17 protein-coding genes are annotated in these 17,388 nt (G+C 66.8%); 2 read left to right on the forward strand and 15 right to left on the reverse strand.

Annotated elements, in window-relative coordinates:
• Window positions 1-33: 33 nt before the first annotated feature.
• The 11 genes from HFL01S_RS10830 to HFL01S_RS10880 form a co-directional block, all read right to left on the reverse strand.
• Window positions 34-1,161, reverse strand: coding sequence for an acyl-CoA dehydrogenase family protein (locus tag HFL01S_RS10830; protein ID WP_066258234.1), 1,128 nt, complete (start codon window positions 1,159-1,161; stop codon window positions 34-36).
• Between the two features lie 25 nt (window positions 1,162-1,186).
• Entirely contained in the window at window positions 1,187-1,864 is a 678-nt protein-coding gene (locus HFL01S_RS10835) for an SDR family oxidoreductase (protein WP_066258308.1), read from the reverse strand.
• 5 nt (window positions 1,865-1,869) lie between these two features.
• The gene (locus HFL01S_RS10840) at window positions 1,870-2,826 is read right to left on the reverse strand and encodes a hypothetical protein (protein WP_157538839.1); all 957 of its coding nucleotides are present in this window, start codon (window positions 2,824-2,826) and stop codon (window positions 1,870-1,872) included.
• A 121-nt stretch (window positions 2,827-2,947) separates the two neighbouring features.
• Window positions 2,948-4,138, reverse strand: a complete 1,191-nt coding sequence (locus tag HFL01S_RS10845) for an acetyl-CoA C-acyltransferase (RefSeq protein ID WP_066258238.1) — start codon at window positions 4,136-4,138, stop codon at window positions 2,948-2,950.
• Between the two features lie 19 nt (window positions 4,139-4,157).
• Window positions 4,158-5,993, reverse strand: coding sequence for a bifunctional isocitrate dehydrogenase kinase/phosphatase (gene aceK, locus HFL01S_RS10850; RefSeq protein ID WP_066258240.1), 1,836 nt, complete (start codon window positions 5,991-5,993; stop codon window positions 4,158-4,160).
• A gap of 14 nt (window positions 5,994-6,007) precedes the next feature.
• Window positions 6,008-6,664 carry a carbonate dehydratase gene (can, locus tag HFL01S_RS10855; protein ID WP_066258242.1) on the reverse strand — a complete coding sequence of 219 codons (657 nt, stop codon included), beginning with the start codon at window positions 6,662-6,664 and terminating at the stop codon, window positions 6,008-6,010.
• 55 nt (window positions 6,665-6,719) lie between these two features.
• Window positions 6,720-7,877 (reverse strand): ABC transporter substrate-binding protein, encoded by a 1,158-nt coding sequence (locus HFL01S_RS10860; RefSeq protein WP_245644781.1) that lies wholly within the window; start codon window positions 7,875-7,877, stop codon window positions 6,720-6,722.
• A gap of 128 nt (window positions 7,878-8,005) precedes the next feature.
• Window positions 8,006-9,187 carry an isovaleryl-CoA dehydrogenase gene (locus tag HFL01S_RS10865; protein WP_066258246.1) on the reverse strand — a complete coding sequence of 394 codons (1,182 nt, stop codon included), beginning with the start codon at window positions 9,185-9,187 and terminating at the stop codon, window positions 8,006-8,008.
• A 34-nt stretch (window positions 9,188-9,221) separates the two neighbouring features.
• A complete protein-coding gene (locus tag HFL01S_RS10870; protein WP_066258248.1) occupies window positions 9,222-9,668 on the reverse strand; it encodes a PaaI family thioesterase in 447 nt (148 codons plus the stop codon).
• A 96-nt stretch (window positions 9,669-9,764) separates the two neighbouring features.
• Window positions 9,765-10,124: a DUF1304 domain-containing protein gene (locus HFL01S_RS10875; protein ID WP_066258250.1), complete on the reverse strand. Its 360-nt coding sequence runs from the start codon at window positions 10,122-10,124 to the stop codon at window positions 9,765-9,767.
• Window positions 10,125-10,158: 34 nt separating this feature from the next.
• Complete coding sequence (locus HFL01S_RS10880) at window positions 10,159-10,566, reverse strand: MerR family transcriptional regulator (RefSeq protein WP_066258252.1); 408 nt, start codon at window positions 10,564-10,566, stop codon at window positions 10,159-10,161.
• Window positions 10,567-10,686: 120 nt separating this feature from the next.
• Between HFL01S_RS10880 and HFL01S_RS10885 the strand changes: the two genes are divergently transcribed.
• Together HFL01S_RS10885 and HFL01S_RS10890 are read left to right on the forward strand one after the other, a co-directional pair.
• Window positions 10,687-11,775: an MBL fold metallo-hydrolase gene (locus HFL01S_RS10885; protein WP_066258254.1), complete on the forward strand. Its 1,089-nt coding sequence runs from the start codon at window positions 10,687-10,689 to the stop codon at window positions 11,773-11,775.
• Window positions 11,776-11,813: 38 nt separating this feature from the next.
• Complete coding sequence (locus HFL01S_RS10890; RefSeq protein WP_066258256.1) at window positions 11,814-12,959, forward strand: HPP family protein; 1,146 nt, start codon at window positions 11,814-11,816, stop codon at window positions 12,957-12,959.
• Window positions 12,960-12,968: 9 nt separating this feature from the next.
• Here HFL01S_RS10890 and HFL01S_RS10895 read toward each other — a convergent pair whose 3' ends face one another.
• From HFL01S_RS10895 to glyS, 4 genes are read right to left on the reverse strand one after another with little or no spacing between them, the layout of a single operon-like run.
• Complete coding sequence (locus HFL01S_RS10895) at window positions 12,969-13,862, reverse strand: M48 family metallopeptidase (RefSeq protein WP_066258258.1); 894 nt, start codon at window positions 13,860-13,862, stop codon at window positions 12,969-12,971.
• Between the two features lie 8 nt (window positions 13,863-13,870).
• Window positions 13,871-14,611: a lysophospholipid acyltransferase family protein gene (locus HFL01S_RS10900; RefSeq protein WP_245644785.1), complete on the reverse strand. Its 741-nt coding sequence runs from the start codon at window positions 14,609-14,611 to the stop codon at window positions 13,871-13,873.
• Window positions 14,612-14,633: 22 nt separating this feature from the next.
• Entirely contained in the window at window positions 14,634-15,212 is a 579-nt protein-coding gene (gene gmhB / locus HFL01S_RS10905; protein ID WP_066258263.1) for a D-glycero-beta-D-manno-heptose 1,7-bisphosphate 7-phosphatase, read from the reverse strand.
• Window positions 15,213-15,254: 42 nt separating this feature from the next.
• Window positions 15,255-17,375, reverse strand: a complete 2,121-nt coding sequence (glyS, locus tag HFL01S_RS10910) for a glycine--tRNA ligase subunit beta (RefSeq protein WP_066258265.1) — start codon at window positions 17,373-17,375, stop codon at window positions 15,255-15,257.
• Window positions 17,376-17,388: the final 13 nt, after the last annotated feature.

The raw sequence follows: 17,388 nt of genomic DNA on the forward strand, positions 1-17,388 counted from the left end.
GGATCGTACCCCCGCACCGGGGGCGGCTCGCGCTTACAGCGCTCGCTGAATGATGATCTTCTGCACGTCGCTCGTGCCTTCGTAAATCTGGCAGACCCGCACGTCGCGCCAGATGCGCTCGACCGGGAAATCGTTCACGTAGCCGTAGCCACCGAGTGTCTGGATCGCCGCGGAGCAGACCTGTTCGGCGGTCTCGCTGGCGAACAGCTTGGCCATCGCCGCTTCTTTCAGGCAGGGCCGGCCGGCGTCGCGCAGGGCGGCGGCGTGCCAGATCAGCTGACGCGCGGCTTCGAGCTTCGTCGCGCACTCGGCCAGGCGGAAGCCCACCGCCTGGTGGTTGAAGATGGCCGTACCGAAGCTCTGGCGCTCCTTGGCGTAGGCGATCGCCACGTCGAGCGCGCTGCGCGCCATGCCCACGCTCTGCGCCGCAATGCCGATGCGTCCGCCTTCGAGCGCCGACAGCGCGATCTTGTAGCCCTCGCCTTCCTGGCCGATCAGGTTTTCAGCGGGGATGCGGCAGCTGTCAAAGTTGATCTGCGCCGTGTCGCTGCTGTGCTGGCCGACCTTGTCTTCCAGCCGCGCGACCACGTAACCCGGGTTGTCGGTGGGCACCATGAAGGCGCTCATGCCCTTCTTGCCAGCGCCCTTGTCGGTCACCGCGATGACCACCGCGGCCTGTCCGTTCTTGCCGGAGGTGATGAACTGCTTGACGCCGTTGATGACGTACTCGTCCCCATCGCGCACCGCGGTGGTCCGCAGACCCGAGGCGTCGGAGCCGACGTGCGGCTCGGTCAGGCAGAACGCGCCCAGGATGTCGCCGCGCGCCGCCGGCACCAGCCACTGCTGCTGCTGCGCAGGTGTGCCGTACTTCATCAGGATGGCGTTGTAGGGACAGTTGGTCACGCTGATGGCGGTGCTGGTGCCGCCGTCACCGGCCGCGATCTCTTCCAGCACCAGCGCCAGCGTCAGGTAGTCCAGCCCCGCACCGCCCAGTTCCTCGGGCACGCAGATGCCGTAGGCACCGAGTTCGGCCAGTCCCTGGTGCACGTCCTTGGGGAAGTGGTGTTCCTTGTCCCACCGCGCGGCGTTCGGCCACAGCTCTTCCTGCGCGAAGCTGCGCACGGCGTCGCGGATCATTTCCTGGTCTTGGGTCAGCAGCATGTCTTGTCTCTTTGTGTGTGTCGGTTCACCACGAACTGGCGCGGCGGCCGTCGTGGTGGATGAGTTGTCCGTTGTCGTCCGGTGTCAGGCTGGCCAGCACGGCGCGCAGGCCGCGCACGCTGGCCTCGGCGGTCAGCGGCGCTGCACCACCGCCCATGTCGGTCTGCACCCAGCCCGGGTCCAGCGCCACCAGGGTCGCCTTGGGGTAGTCGAAGCGCGCGCTGCTCACGGCCATGTTCAGCGCCGCCTTGCTCACACGGTAGAGCCAGCTGTTGCTGCCCGGCACCGGGCCGATCTGGCTCATGGCCGAGGACAGCGCGCCGAACATGCCGCCCGCCGCCTCCACCATGGGCATGACCTGCGGCAGCACCTGCATCAGGCCCAGCACATTGGTGTGCATGAGGTGGTCGAAGGCCTGCTGCGTGGGCGGCGTGGTGGCGTTGCCGCGGTCGATGACGCCGGCCACATAGAGAGCGACATCGATCTCCTCGCCATCGAGCTGCCAGGACAGGCCACTGACGCTGGCCGGGTCGGCCACGTCCACGCGCAGCGGTTTGGCGCCCAGACCGCGCAGACGTTCAAAGCCCTCGTCGTCGCGCGCCGTGGCGATCACGCGGTCGCCCGCGTCGCGGTACTGCCGCACGAACTCCAGCCCGAGGCCGCGCGAAGCGCCGATGACGAGGACGGTCTGACTGAGTTTCATGGTGCTCAATCGGTGAACTCAAAATACCCGTCCCAGGACGGATCAAAAGCCACGGTGATTTGAGGCTCAACACCGCTACCCCGACAGATTGCGTCGAGCTTGACCTTGTTCTCTCGTGGATCGGACAAGTAAAAGCGACAGGTTCGAGTGCTCTCAGTGCGATCCATGATGCTTGCAACCATGATCGAGGCTTGCTGTGACTCCATTCCTTGACGAAGAAGATCTTCCACGTCCTGAGCTCGCTGCAAGCTTGGTTTGTCGAACACCTCCATCACCACATCCAAGCAATACGCCATATCGGCACGAGTAGCCAGAGCACCTGCGGAACGATTCACAGAGACAACCAGCGGAGCCTCGCCTTCGACCTCGGACGGAAACGCCAACATAGCCCATGTCATTTTTTGCGGCCACAAGCCAGTGCGCCCCAACGACTCTGTCCACATTCGATCAAAGTTACGGGGGAGGTCTTCTAATGAACACACCCAAGGCTCGTCAACAGAAAGGTGATCCACGAAGTCAACAGCCCCGACACGAACAGCGAAGTCGTACTCACCGATGATGTGATCCAACATGATGAAGGCGGCATGTTTTGATGCGTCGATCATGTCATGTGGAACCCTCCGGTTGACCAGCAACTCCAGCCCCACCAGGCCGCCATCCTTGAAAAGACCGACTCGGTAATCTGAGGCCGACCAAGTCATGTCGTCCATGCGAATTTCAAACGAGGGTTCGCCGGTCCTGCGCCGGAACCCGATGACGCGCGAGAAGCACTGAAGGTCTGGAGCCGTTGACACAAACGTATTCACGACGGTGAACTTTTCCTTGTCGCCATGAGCAGTGAAGATCAGCTCCCGTCCCTCATCGCCAGGATCGCCCAACACCTCGACGGCCACCCCTAGCGCTTCATCATCGAGCAGCTCATTCGCCTGTTCGACGAAGTCCTGGACGGACAGTGCAGCCAACACTGTTTCCCTCGCACGAAATTCGGCCCAGAACCTCTTGGCCAACTCTTGTTCCGTCATCTCACACCTTGCGAACGCATTTGCTGAATCACCGTTCCCCCCTGGGAAGCAAGCAGTGGCGTCACACCAGTTCCACCGCCATTGCCGTGGCCTCACCACCGCCGATGCACAGCGTCGCCACACCCTTCTTCTTGCCTTGCGCGGCCAGAGCGTGCAGCAGGGTGACGACGATGCGGGCGCCAGAGGCGCCGATGGGGTGACCCAGCGCGCAGGCGCCGCCGTTGACGTTGACCTTCTCGTGCGGAATGTCCAGCTCGGTCATCAGCGCCATCGGCACCACGGCGAAGGCTTCGTTGATTTCCCACAGGTCCACGTCGCCGACCGACCAGCCTGTCTTGGCCAGCAGCTTCTGCGTCGCGCCCACCGGCGCGGTGGCGAACCAGTTGGGCTCCTGCGCGTGGGTCGCGTGGGCCACGATGCGGGCCAGCGGCTTCAGGCCCTGGCCCTTCGCGGTGGATTCGCGCATCAGCACCAGCGCGGCGGCGCCGTCGTTGATCGACGACGACGAAGCGGCGGTGATGGTGCCGTCCTTCTTGAACGCGGGCTTGAGCGAGGTGACCTTGTCGAGCTTGACCTTGCCCGGGCCCTCGTCCACCGAGACCACGCGTTCGCCGCTGCGGTCCTTGACCGTCACGGGGGCGATTTCCTTGGCGAAGGCACCGCTTTCGGTCGCGGCCTTGGCGCGCGTCACCGAGGCAATGGCGAAGGCGTCCTGCTGTTCGCGGGTGAAGCTGTACTTGGCGGCGCAGTCTTCACCGAAGGTGCCCATGCTGCGGCCGGGTTCGTAGGCGTCTTCCAGGCCATCGAGCATCATGTGGTCGTAGATCTTGTCGTGGCCCATGCGGTAGCCGCCGCGCCCCTTGAGCATCAGGTAGGGCGCGTTGGTCATGCTCTCCATGCCGCCCGAGACCATCACGGTGGCGCTGCTGGCCATCAGCATGTCGTGCGCGAGCATGGCGGCCTTCATGCCCGAGCCGCACATCTTGGACAGCGTCACCGCGCCGGCGGACAGCGGCAGCCCGCCCTTGAGAGCGGCCTGTCGTGCGGGCGCCTGGCCCTGGCCGGCCATCAGGCAGTTGCCGAACAGCACTTCGTCGACCAGATCGGCCTTCACACCGGCGCGTTCGACCGCCGCCTTGATGGCGACGCCGCCGAGGTCGTGGGCGGACAGGCTGGCGAAGTCGCTCTGGAACGAGCCCATGGGGGTGCGGGCGGCGCCGACGATGACGACGGGATCGGTGGTGTTGCTCATGGGAATCTCCTTTGAAAAATCAATCAAGCAGTTCTTTGTGCGCCTGCGCGCGGAAGCGCCGGGCACGTTCGTAAGGGAACACGTCGTAGACATGTCCTGCGGCGATGCGTTCCTTGTGTGCCTGCCAGAACGCGGCATCCAGCAGGTCGGCGTGGTGTTTCATGAAGTCCTCGCGCACCAGCGGGTTGCCCAGCAGGAAGGGCTCGAAGGTTTCGGGGAACACGTCGTGCGGGCCGACCGAATACCAGACCTCGCCGGACATCTCGTCTTCTTCGTTGCGCGGCGCAGGCACGCGGCGGAAGTTGCAGTCGGTGATGTATTCGATCTCGTCGTAGTCGTAGAACACCACCTTGCCGTGGCGCGTGATGCCGAAGTTCTTCCACAGCATGTCACCCGGGAAGATGTTGGCGGCCACCAGGTCCTTGATGGCGTTGCCGTACTCGACCACGGCCCGGGTGATCTGCTCGCGTGCGCGGCGCAACGATGTGTCGTCCACATCGGGCGTCTGCAGGGTGTCGAAGGCCTCCTGCAGGTAGATGTTGAGCGGGATCATGCGCCGCTCGATGTAGCAGTGCTTGAGGATCACCTCGGTCGTGCCGTCGCCGTCGCGGTCGCTGATCTCCAGCTGGCTGGGCGCGAACTTCTGGATCTCGGCGATCAGCTCGTCGGTGAAGCGGTCACGCGGAAAGCCCACCTCGGAAAACTCCAGCGTGTCGGCCATGCGGCCCACGCGGTCGTGCTGTTTCACCAGCAGGTACTTGCCGCGGATCTGCTCGCGCGTGGTGTCCTTCTGCGCCGGGTAGAAGTCCTTGATGAGCTTGAAAACGAAGGGGAAGCTCGGCAGGTCGAACACCAGCATGACCATGCCCTTGATGCCGGGCGCGATGCGGAACTGGTCCGTGCTGTGGCGCATGTGCGCCAGGAAGTCGCGGTAGAACAGGGTCTTGCCCTGCTTGGCCAGGCCCAGCGCGTTGTAGAACTCGGCGCGCGGCTTGCGCGGCATCAGGCTGCGCAGGAACTGCACGTAGGCGCTGGGCACCTCCATGTCGACCAAGAAGTAGGCGCGCGCGAAGCTGAACAGCATCAGCAGGTCGTCTTCGCCGAACAGCGCGGCGTCGATCACCAGCCGGCCGTTCTCGTTGTGCAGGATGGGCAGGGCGAACGGCACTTCCTGGAAGCCGTTGATGATCTTGCCGACCACGTAGGCGCCCTTGTTCCGGTAGAACAGCCCGGACAGCGCCTGGATCTGGAAATTGGCACGCAGCTTGTAGTGGTCGAAGCGCTGGCGCATGGCTTCGAGCACCAGGCCGGCGTCGCGCCCCAGGTCGTCGAAGGGCACGCGCAGGTCGAAGTCCTCGATCATGCGGCGCACGTTGTCGCGCATGGTTTCGTGCGTGGGGTAGTAGCTGCGGTAGGTCGGCAGCGCCCGGGGTTCGTCGTTCTCGATGTACTCGGTGGAGACCGCCGGCCGCACGAAGATGAAGTCGTTCTGGAAGTAGGCGCGCTTGAGGATCTTGGTGGTGACCGAGTTGAAGAAGGTCTCGGCCAGCTCGGGCTGGTGGTGGTTCACCAGCAGACCGATGTAGTGCAGCTTGACCTGCTCCCACACCGCCATCGGTTGATGGTCCGCCTTGAACTCCTTGACCAGGCGCTGCAGGCATTCGCGCACCCGCAGGTCGTAGAACTCGATGCGGTCGCGCTGCGCCCGCTGCTGGGCCGGCCAGTCGCGCGACTCGAAACGGTGCTTGGCGCGGGCGGATTCGGCGCGGAACAGTCGGTAGTGGCGGTTGAACCCGTCCATCATCGCCTTCGCGATGTCATAGGCCACGGTCGAATCCAGCCGCTGGGGGAACATGGCCTGCGGGTGCCTCAGGTCTCGGCGCGCGGGTGCCGCTTGAGCGCACTGCGGAAGATGGGCATGACCTCCTCGCGGTTGCTCATGCTCACGCCCAGGTCCTTGACCAGGCCGTCCTTGAGGCCGTAGCACCAGCCGTGCACCGACACGTTCTGGCCGCGCGCCCAGGCGTCCTGCAGCACATTGGTCAGCGCCACATTGCCCACCTGCTCGATCACGTTCATCTCGCACAGCACGTCTTCCTGCACCGCCACGGGCAGGTGGTCGAGGCGCTTGCGGTGGCGCATCTTCACGTCGTGCACGTGGCGCAGCCAGTTGTCGGCCAGGCCCACACGCGCGCCACGCAGCGTGGCCAGAACACCACCACAGCCGTAGTGGCCCACGACCAGGATGTGCTCGACCTTGAGGTACTCGACCGCGAACTGGATCACCGACAGCGCGTTCAGGTCGGAGTGCACCACCACGTTGGCCACGTTGCGGTGCACGAACACCTCCCCCGGCTCCAGACCCGTGATCTGGTTCGCCGGCACCCGGCTGTCGGAACAGCCGATCCACAGGTACTTGGGGGTCTGCTGCTGCGCCAGCTCCTGGAAGTAGCCAGGGCGCAGGCGCTCGGTCTCGGCGGCCCAGCGGCGGTTGTTCTCGATGAGGTTTTGGATGGAGGTGCTCATGCGGCGATGTTACCCATCACCGCTTCGCACCCCACCCTATTCGCGAAGCTATCGCTTACTGAAAGATGCGCCCGCCCGCCCCGAACATGGCGAAGTCCACATAGCTCGACGCCGCACGCTTGCCGTCGCTGAAGTCGAGCACGAAGCCGCCAACATCCACCGACCGGGCTGCATTCAGAGCATCCGTCACGCGACCCGGTGTCGGATCTCCGATGCCTTGCAGCACCCGGACCAGTGCCTTCGCCGCAATGAACCCCTCCATCGAGCGGGAGCGGATGTCGGCATCCTTGCTGGCGGCCTTGAGCTGCTGATACTCCCGAACCACCGACAACGTGGTGCTCTGGGCGAGCGGCGTCACCACCGAAAAGGCATAGCCCCTGGCACGGTCCGGCCCCAACTCGCCGAGCACCGCATCTGTATCGATCACCGAGAGACCGTACAGCGTGCCCTTGCCACCGGCAGCCTTGTACTGGCGAACAAATGCAATGGCTGGAGCCGTGGTCGCGGCCAGCACCACCGCCTGAACATTCGCAGCCACGAGCTCCGAAACCGCCCTCTCCACAGCAACCGTGTTGCGTGAATACCCACTGCGCGCTGCGATTTCGATGCCATGCTTCCGAGCGGCGGCCTCCGCACCGGCAATCACGTCCTGACCGAAGGTATCGTCCTGGAACATCAGACCAACACGCTTGAGCCCGTTGGTGGACAGTTGCTTGAACAGGTGTCCGACTTCGTCGTGGTAGCTGGCCTTCACAACGTGGATGTTGGACGCCTGCACGACGCTGTTGGCCCCTGAGCTCGCCCCCACCACCGACAGTCGCGCCGACTGCAGCACGCCATCCTTGTGCAGAGCCTCCAGATTGGCCGTGCCGATGGTGCCCATCAAAGCCACCGGGGATTCGGCGGCGATCAGCTCCCTGGTCAGCCGCACGGTGTCCTCCGGTTTCTGCCCGTCGTCGCGAGTCACCAGCTTCAGGGGGCGTCCATTGATGCCGCCACGCGCGTTCACGGCCTCGAAGCACAGCTTGATCCCCGCGTGTATGGCCTTGCCGGATACCGCCTGCGGCCCGCTGAAGGGGGCCACCTGACCGACCACCAGGGGATTGTTGGCAAACGCGTTCATGGGCCATGCGGTCGTTGTCGCACACGCGGCCATCCAGCCAAGGGTTTTGCGTCGTCCGGCATTCAGCGGACGACCGTTTTCGATCGACAAAAAAATCTCCATATGGGTACCGACGGCACCCTTGTGGAGGAATCGTAGCGAAAACCAAGGGTTAACCCTTAAATGACAACATCAAACCCGCTGAATGGATAGAACTTTCGACCGAACGGCCAAGCCGCTCAGCAGGTCTCGGCAAACAGCTCGCGGCCGATCAGCATGCGGCGGATTTCCGAGGTGCCGGCGCCGATCTCGTACAGCTTGGCGTCGCGCCAGAGGCGGCCCAGCGGGTACTCGTTGATGTAGCCGTTGCCACCGTAGATCTGCACGCCCTCGCCGGCCATCCAGGTCGCCTTCTCGGCCGTCCACAGGATGACCGAGGCGCAGTCCTTGCGCACCTGGCGCACGTGCTCGGTGCCCAGCAGGTCCAGGTTCTTGGCCACGGTGTAGGCGAAGCTGCGCGCCGCCTGTAGCACGGTGTACATGTCGGCCACCTTGCCCTGGATGAGCTGGAACTCGCCGATGCTCTGGCCGAACTGCTTGCGGTCGTGGATGTACGGAATCACGTTGTCCATGACCGACTGCATGATGCCCAGCGGCCCGCCGGTCAGCACCGCGCGCTCGTAGTCCAGGCCCGACATCAGCACTTTGGCGCCCATGTTCAGGCCACCCAGGATGTTCTCGGCCGGCACCTCGACGTCCTGGAACACCAGCTCGCCGGTGTGGCTGCCCCGCATGCCCAGCTTGTCGAGCTTCTGCGCGATGGAGAAGCCCTTCATGCCCTTCTCGATCAGGAAGGCGGTGACGCCGCGCGCGCCCATCTCGGGCTCGGTCTTGGCGTAAACCACCAGGGTGTCGGCGTCGGGGCCGTTGGTGATCCACATCTTGCTGCCGTTGAGCAGGTAGTAGCCGCCCTTGTCCTCGGCCTTGAGCTTCATGCTGATGACGTCGGAGCCGGCGCCCGGCTCGCTCATGGCCAGCGCGCCCACGTGTTCGCCGCTGATCAGCTTGGGCAGGTACTTGGCCTTCTGCTCCGGTGTGCCATTGCGGTTGATCTGGTTCACGCACAGGTTGCTGTGCGCGCCGTAGGAGAGACCCACCGAGGCGCTGGCACGGCTGATTTCCTCCATGGCCACCATGTGGGCCAGGTAGCCCATGTTGGCGCCACCGTACTGCTCGGGCACGGTGATGCCCAGCACACCCAGCTCGCCCATCTTGCGCCAGCAGTCCATCGGAAACTGGTCGTCGCGGTCGATCTCGGCCGCGCGCGGCGCGATCTCGGCCTGCGCGAAGTCGCGCACCGCGTCGCGCAGGGCGTCGATGTCTTCACCGAGCTGGAAATTGAGGCCGGGCAGGTTGGTCATGGGGGTCTCCGTGAGGCGTTGAATGCGTTGAGGGTCAGTAGGTCTTGGGCACCGGCACCAGGGTCTGCTGCATCACGGCGCAGTCGGTCCGCTGACCGTCGGGGGCCACGTGCACCACCTCGGCGGTGGTGACGATGATGCGTTTGCCGCCGCGCACGACGCGGCCGGTGGCCTGCAGCTCGCCACCCTGGAAGGCCGCGAGGAAATTGATCTTGTATTCGACGGTGGTGACTTCCATGCCCTCGGGCGCCACGGTCAGCGCGGCATAGCCTCCGGCGATGTCGGCCAGCGCGCCCATGGCGCCACCGTGGAAGCCGCCCTGCTGCTGGGTCACGCGTTCGGAGTACGGCAGGGCCAGCGTCACCATGCCGGGCGCCACGGCCAGCAGCTTCACGCCGAGCGCCTGCATCATTCCCTGGCGCTCCAGGCTGGTCTGCACGCGCTGGCGCAGCGCGTCGTGGTCGGGGGTTGTCTCGCTCATGATTTTTGATTTACGTTTACGTTTACGTAAACGTCAATTATGAACGACACCGCCGCGCGCGGGCAAGTGGGGATGAACCCCACAGCCAGAAAGCGGTCAGCGGGACAGGAACAGCGCCAGCAGGCCCAGCGTCGCCGGCACGGCCTGGATGAACAGGATCTTGCGGCTGGAGGTGGCGGCGCCGTACAGGCCGGCCACCAGGATGCAGGCGAGGAAGAAGACCTTCACGCCAAAACCTTCGGCCCCCAGCCAGAGGCCCCAGAACAGGCCGGCGGCCAGAAAACCGTTGTACAGGCCCTGGTTGGCCGCCAGCACCTTGCTCGCAGCGGAGAACTCCGGCGTCAGGCCGAAGGCCTTGCGCCCCTTGGGCGTGTCCCAGAGAAACATTTCCAGCACCAGGATGTAGACATGGATCAGCGCCAGCAGGGCGATGATGATCGTGGCGACAAGGCTCATGGAACGGCTCCGGCAACAGAAGAAGCCGCCGAGTCTAGGCCTTGTCGGCCTTCTCCACCTTGGCCAGCAGCGCGCGGGCTTCCTTCTCGTGCACCTTGACCTCGTCGAGGTTGGCCATCAGGTCGGCCAGTTGCTCTTCGAGCTGGCGCTTGTGGTCGGCCAGCACGGTGAGGAATTTGCGCAGCTGCGGCCCGGTGTCGCGCGGGCTGTCGTACATGTCGATGATGTCCTTGGCCTCGGTGAGCGAGAGCCCCAGGCGCTTGGCGCGTAGCGTGAGCTTCAGCCGCGTGCGGTCGCGCGCGCTGTAGACCCGGTTGCGGCCGCCCGGCCCCTCGCGCTGGGGCTGCAGCAGCCCCATGTCCTCGTAGAAACGGATGGCGCGCGTGGTCAGGTCGAACTCGCGCGCGAGGTCGCTGATGGAATAGGTCGGGTTGGTCGCCATGGTGCTCACAGGGGGGTGTCGGCTTTCGGACAGCGACGACGGGGATCGATCCCTAGAATGCGTCGCATCTTGACGTTTACGTCAACGTCAGTTTAACGGAAGCTTTTCAGGAAACACCCCGTGACCCCTCCCTCCAGGGACGCGCTCGAAGCCCGTCTGCACTACCCGCTGGGCGATGCCCTGCCCCCATCCGGCGGCGCCATCACCGTGGCGCCCGGCGTGAAGTGGGTCCGCATGACCCTGCCTTTTGCGCTGGACCACATCAACCTCTGGCTGCTGCGCGACCGGCTGGACGGCCGCGAGGGCTGGACGGTGGTGGACACCTGCATCGCACGCGACGAGGCGAGGGCGCAGTGGGAGCAGGTCTTCGAGCACGAACTCGAAGGCCTGCCGGTGCTGCGCGTGATCGTCACCCACATGCACCCGGACCACATCGGGCTGGCGCAGTGGCTGTGCGAGCGCTGGAGCAGCCCCGAGCACGATTGCCGGCTGTGGATCAGCGGCATGGATTACCACATGGCCCGCATCGGCTCGCGCAGCACCACCGGCTTCGGCGGCGACGGCGCCGCGGCCTTCTTCCGCGCCAACGGCCTGCTGGATGCCGACGCGCTGGACAAGATCCGCGCCCGCGCGGGCTACTACCCTGGTCTGGTGCCCGGCGTACCCGCCCAGTTCCGGCGCCTGATGGACGGACAGGTGGTCGACATCGGCGGCCACGACTGGCGCTGCATCGCCGGCTACGGCCACGCGCCCGAACACATGGCGCTGCATTGCGAGGTGCTCGGCGTGCTGATCAGCGGCGACATGGTGCTGCCGCGCATCAGCACCAACGTGAGCGTTTACGACGTGGAACCCGAAAGCGACCCGCTGGCGCTGTTCCTCGACTCGCTGCAGCGCTACCTGCCCCTGCCCCACGACACGCTGGTGCTGCCCTCGCACGGCAAGCCCTTCACCGGCCTGCACGAACGCATCCGGCAACTGCAGGAGCACCACGACGAGCGGCTGGCCGAGGTGATGGCCGCCTGCACCGAACGCCCGCACAGCGCCTGGGAGATGATCCCGGTGCTGTTCCCCCGGCCGCTGGACCTGCACCAGAGCACCTTTGCATTGGGCGAGTCGGTGGCCCACCTGCACCGGCTGTGGTTCCAGGGGCGGCTGCAGCGCCGCACCGGCGCCGACGGCGTGCACCGCTTCCATCCCCAGGCCTGACTGGGGCATGCCCGCCGCGCCGGGCCCCGGTTCCTACAATGGCCGCCCCTTGCCATGAGAACCGTCCCGTGCACCCTCTCCTGTCCCGGCTCCAATCCCTTGTCCCTGCGCCGCTGAGCGTTGGCCGCCGCGAGATGCTGCTGGGCTGTCTGGGGGCGGGCCTGGGCCTGTGCGTCACCGAGTGGCTCAGCCTGCACACCCTGGGCACGACCGACCCCTGGTTTCTCGCGCCCATGGGGGCCTCGGCCGTGCTGCTGTTCGCGGTGCCGGCCAGCCCGCTGGCGCAGCCCTGGTCCATCGTCGGCGGCAACACCGTCTCGGCCCTGGTGGGCGTGAGCTGCGCCCTGCTGCTCGGCCACACGGGGCTGGCCGCCAGCGCGGCGGGGGCGCTGGCCATAGCGGCCATGTTCGCGCTGCGCTGCCTGCACCCGCCAGGCGGCGCGGTGGCGGTGACGGCCGTGCTGGGCGGGCAGGCGGTGACGCACCTGGGCTACCAGTTCGTGCTCTCACCGGTGGCGCTCAACTCGGGCCTGCTGATGCTGGCGGCCCTGCTGTTCAACCACCTGACGCACCGGCGCCATCCCCACCCCGCGACTGCGGCCTCGCACCACACCCGCGACCCGCTGCCCAGCCGACGGGTGGGCTTCACGCACGACGACCTGACCCGCGCGCTGGCCAGCCAGGGCGAGCTGCTGGACGTGCGGCCGGAGGATCTGGAAGACATCCTGGTGCGGGCGCAGCTGCTCGCCAGCCAGCGCCAGTGGGGCGAGGTGCGGTGCCGCGACATCATGTCGCGCGATGTGGTGCACATCGGCCCGCGCGACTCGGTGGACGAGGCCTGGGCGCGGCTGGCGCACCACAAGATCAAGGCGCTGCCGGTGGTCGAGGCCGATGGCACGCTGTGCGGCATCGTCTCGCTGCACGACTTCTTCATCGGCCACAGCGCACCCGACCCGCGCCGCCAGCCGGTCATGAGCATGGCCCGCTATGTCGAGGAGATCATGACCCGCAAGGTGCGCTCGGCCCGGCCGGAGCAGCCCATCGGCGACCTGGTCGGCCTGTTCTCCGACGGCGGCCTGCACCACATGCCGGTGGTGAACGACGCACAGCAGGTGGTCGGCATGATCACGCAGTCCGATGTGGTGGCCGCGCTGTTCCGCAGCCGCCCCGGCGCCGAGGCCTGAGCCGGGCGCTCAGTCGCCCAGCGGCACCGCCACGCGCTTGAGCGCCTGGCGCCGGTCCAGGTGGTCGGGCATCACGCTGGCGACCACGTCCCAGAACTGCGGGCTGTGGTCCATGTGGCGCAGGTGGCTCAGCTCGTGCACCACCACGTAGTCGATCATCTCGGGCTTGAGGTGGATCAGCCGCCAGTTCAGGCGGATGGTGCCGTCGGCGCTGGCGCTGCCCCAGCGGGTGCCTGCGCTGGACAGCCGCAGCTTCGTGTACGACACGCCCAGCTGCGGCGCGAAGCGCTGCAGGCTTTCGCTGAACACCTGCTGCGCCTGCCGCATCAGCCAGGCCTGGGCAGCGTCTCGAATCTGGACTTCTGTCGCGGTCCGTGCCAGCCCCAGCCGCAGCACCGGCAGGGCCTCCCCGTCGCCCGGCTCCAGCGGTGCGCCCGCGTGCTCGAACGCATGGGCCGAGTCCAGCACCAGCCGCACCCGCTGCCCCAGAAAGTCGAACTCCGCGCCGTCGGCCCAGACCGTCTTCGCGCGCTCCAGCGCCCCGGCCCGCTCGCGCGAGGCGCGCAGCTTGTCGAGCACCCAGCCCGACTTTTCCTGGATGAAGGCCTCCACCTCGCCGACCGTGGTCCAGCGCGGCGCGCGCACGCTCAGCCCGTCCGGCCCGACCGACAGGCCGATGGTGCGGCGCTTGCCGCGCTTGAATTCGTAGCCCACCTCGCAGCCGGCCAGCCGCACGCGGCGGTTGGCGCGCGGGTGGTGCCAGGTCCCCGGCTGGAACACCGACGACATCGGCTCGGCCGGCGGCGCGTCGTCGCGCGGCGCCGGTGCCATCGTTTGTGGCGGCGGGACCACCGGATCGGGTCCGGTCAGGAAATCAAGCGCCAGCTGGACGAAGCGCTGCATGTCCCGTATCAGCCCTTGGCGTAGGCTTCAGGGTCGAGGCGGTGCATCTCCGCCTCGATCCAGCTTTCCACTTCCAGCATCAGCTCGTCGGCCTCGCGGCCCTGGCTGGGGATCGGCTTGCCGATCGAGAACTCCACGGTGCCCGGCTTCTTGATGAAAGCCTTGCGCGGCCAGCATTTGGCCGAGGTCACAGCGATCGGGATCACGGGTGCGCCGGTGCGGATCGCCAGCCGCGTGCCCCCAGTCTTGTAGACACCCTTCTCGCCCCGCGCGATGCGGGTGCCCTCGGGGAACATGATCACCCAGGTGCCCTGGTCCAGCAGGCGCTGGCCTTGCTGCACGACCTTGACGAAGGCACGGGCCCCGTCGGCGCGGTCGATGTGGATCATGTCCATGCGCGCCATGGCCCAGCCGAAGAACGGCACCTTCAGCAGCTCCTTCTTGAACACGAAGGCCAGCGGGTGCGGCATCAGGGCCGCCATGCTGAAGGTCTCCCACAGCGACTGGTGCTTGACCAGCAGCACCGCCGGCGCGGTCGTTCCCACTGGCAGGTTCTCGTAGCCGATAACCTTGTTGCGGATGCCCAGGATCACCGTGCCGCCATCGACCGCCAGCTTGAGCCAGCGCGCGCACATCCAGTAGATCTGCGTGCTGTTGAGCATGGGCGCGGCGATCACGACCGCCAGCGCCCAGGGCACCACGGTCACCGCCATGAACAGCATGTGGAGCACCGAACGCAGGAAGTTGATCAGGATCATGGAGAAATCAGGCTCATGAAGTGGCCACCGGCTGCGCCAGCAGCCAGTCGGCGAAGGCACCGAGGTCGTCGTGCAGCAGGGTGCTGGCCGGCAGCCCGGGCACCAGCGCCGCGTCGGACACACCGACGTCCCGGCGCAGATGCCCCGACTTGCCGGTCAGCAGCAGGTGGGTCGGGCAGCCCGCGGCGGCGCCGGCCTGCACATGGCGCAGCGCGTTGCCCGCCACCGGCACCTCGGCGGGCGGAATGCCAAAACGCTCCGCCACCTGTTCGAACAGGCCGGGCTCCGGCTTGCGGCAGTGACAGGCGTCTTCGGGCGCGTGGGGACAGAAAAAGACCGCCTCCACCCTCGCGCCGACCGCCGCCAGCGCGCGGTGCATCTTGGCGTGGATGGCGTTGAGCGAGGCCATGTCGAACAGGCCACGGCCGATGCCCGACTGGTTGGTGGCCAGCACCACACGCCAGCCACCCTGGTTGAGCCGCGCCACGGCCTCCAGCGCGCCGGGCAGCGCCTCCCACTCATCGGGCGAAGCCACGTGGTCGTCGCGGCTGCGGTTGAGCGTGCCGTCGCGGTCGAGGATCAGCAGTTTCATGCGGTGCTCCTTCGGAATTCCGGGACGGCCAGATCGTACGGCTTAGGCCGCGAGGCGAGACAGGTCGGCCACGCGGTTCATCGCTTCGTGCAGCGACTTCAGCAGCCCCAGGCGGTTGGCCTTGAGCGCGGCGTCGTCCGCGTTCACCATCACGCCGTCGAAGAAGGCGTCCACCGGCGTGCGCAGCGCGGCCAGCGCCTGCAGGCTGGCGGTGTGGTCGCCCGCCTCGAACTGGGCGTTGGCGGCGGGCACGGTGGCCTGCATCGCGGCGTAGAGGTCTTTTTCAGCGGGCTCCACGAACAGCGCCGGGTTCACCGCAGTGCCCTCGCCTTCCGACTTCTTGAGGATGTTGCCGATTCGCTTGTTCGCCGCCGCCAGGGCGGGTGCTTCGGGCAGCGCGGCGAAGGCGCGCACGGCCTGCAGGCGCTGGGCCACGTCGGCCAGGCGCTGCGGGCGCAGGGCCAGCACGGCGTCGACTTCCTGCGCGCTGGCGCCCTGCTCGCGCAGGCCACCTGCGAGGCGGTCGTAGATGAAGTCGGCCAGGGCCGGCGTGGCATCGCTGATCTTGTCGCCGAATGCCGGCACCGCCGCCGACAGCAGTGCGGTCAGCTCCAGCGGCAGGTCCTTCTCGACGAGCATGCGGATCACGCCCAGCGCATGGCGGCGCAGCGCGAACGGGTCCTTGTCTCCGGTCGGCAGGTTGCCGATGCCGAACATACCGACCAGCGTTTCCAGCTTGTCGGCCAGCGCGACCACCACACCGGTCTGGTTGCGCGGCAGTTCGTCGCCAGCGAAGCGCGGGCGGTAGTGGTCTTCGATGGCGAAGGCGATGTCGTCCGACAGGCCGTCGTGGCGTGCGTAGTAGCCACCCATGATGCCCTGCAGCTCGGGGAACTCGCCCACCATGTCGGTCACGAGGTCGGTCTTGGCCAGACGCGCGGCCAGCAGCGAGCGCGCCGCCAGCTCGGGGCCACCCAGCTGCAGGCCGATGGTCTCGGCGATGGCGCAGACGCGCTCCATGCGCTCGCCCTGGGTGCCCAGCTTGTTGTGGTAGACCACCTTGGCCAGGGCCGGCACGCGGCTCTCCAGCGTCTTCTTGCGGTCCTGGTCGAAGAAGAACTTGGCGTCGGCCAGGCGCGGGCGCACCACGCGCTCGTTGCCGCCGATCACCGCGCTGGCGTCGTCGGGGCGGATGTTGCTGACCACCAGGAACTGGTTGGTCAGCTTGCCCTGCGCGTCCAGCAACGGGAAGTACTTCTGGTTGGCCTTCATCGTGAGGATCAGGCACTCCTGCGGCACGTCGAGGAACTGCTTCTCGAACTCGCAGATGAGCACGTTCGGGCGCTCGACCAGGGCGGTCACTTCGTCTAACAGCGCGTCGTCTTCAATCGGCTGGCAACCGCCACCCACCTTGGCGGCCGCGGCGGCCAGCTGACGCGCGATCTCGGCCTTGCGCTCGGCGAACGAAGCGATCACCGCGCCGTCTTTCGCCAGCGTGGCGGCATAGGTGTCGGCGTCGGCCAGCGGCACCGGATCAATGGCTGCCTCGAAGCGGTGGCCGTGGGTCGTGCGACCCGCCGTCAGACCCAGCGCCTTGACCGGCACCACGTCGGCACCGTGCAGCGCCACCAGGCCGTGGGCCGGACGCACGAAGTTCACGCTGCTCCAGCCGGGCAGCTCGCAGTCGGTTTCGAGCTGGTAGCTCATGACCTTGGGGATCGGCAGCTTGGCGATGGCCTCATGGAGCGCCTTCTGCAGCCCCTCGGCCAGCTCGACGCCGGGCTGCACGCTGTCGAAGAACAGGGCTTCGGCCTTGCCGTCCATGGCGCGCTTCAGACCGGCCACGGCCGAGGCGTCGGCCCCCAGGCCGGCCAGGCGCTTGAGCAGCGCGGGCGTGGGTGCGCCGCTGGCGTCCAGACCGACGCTGACCGGCATCAGCTTCTGCGACACGGCCTTGTCGGCGGCCTTGGCGGCGACGCCGGTCACGTGCGCAGCCAGGCGGCGCGGCGAGGCAAAGGGCGTCACCACGGCTTCGGCCGCGGCCAGGCCCTGGGCCCTGAGTTGTTCGGCCAGCACGCCGGCAAACGCATCACCCAGCTTCTTGAGCGCCTTGGGCGGCAGCTCTTCCACAAACAGTTCGACGAGCAGATTCTTCGTTGTCATTCCGGTGCTCTCC

Source organism: Hydrogenophaga flava NBRC 102514, assembly GCF_001571145.1.
GTDB classification, from domain to species: domain Bacteria; phylum Pseudomonadota; class Gammaproteobacteria; order Burkholderiales; family Burkholderiaceae_C; genus Hydrogenophaga; species Hydrogenophaga flava.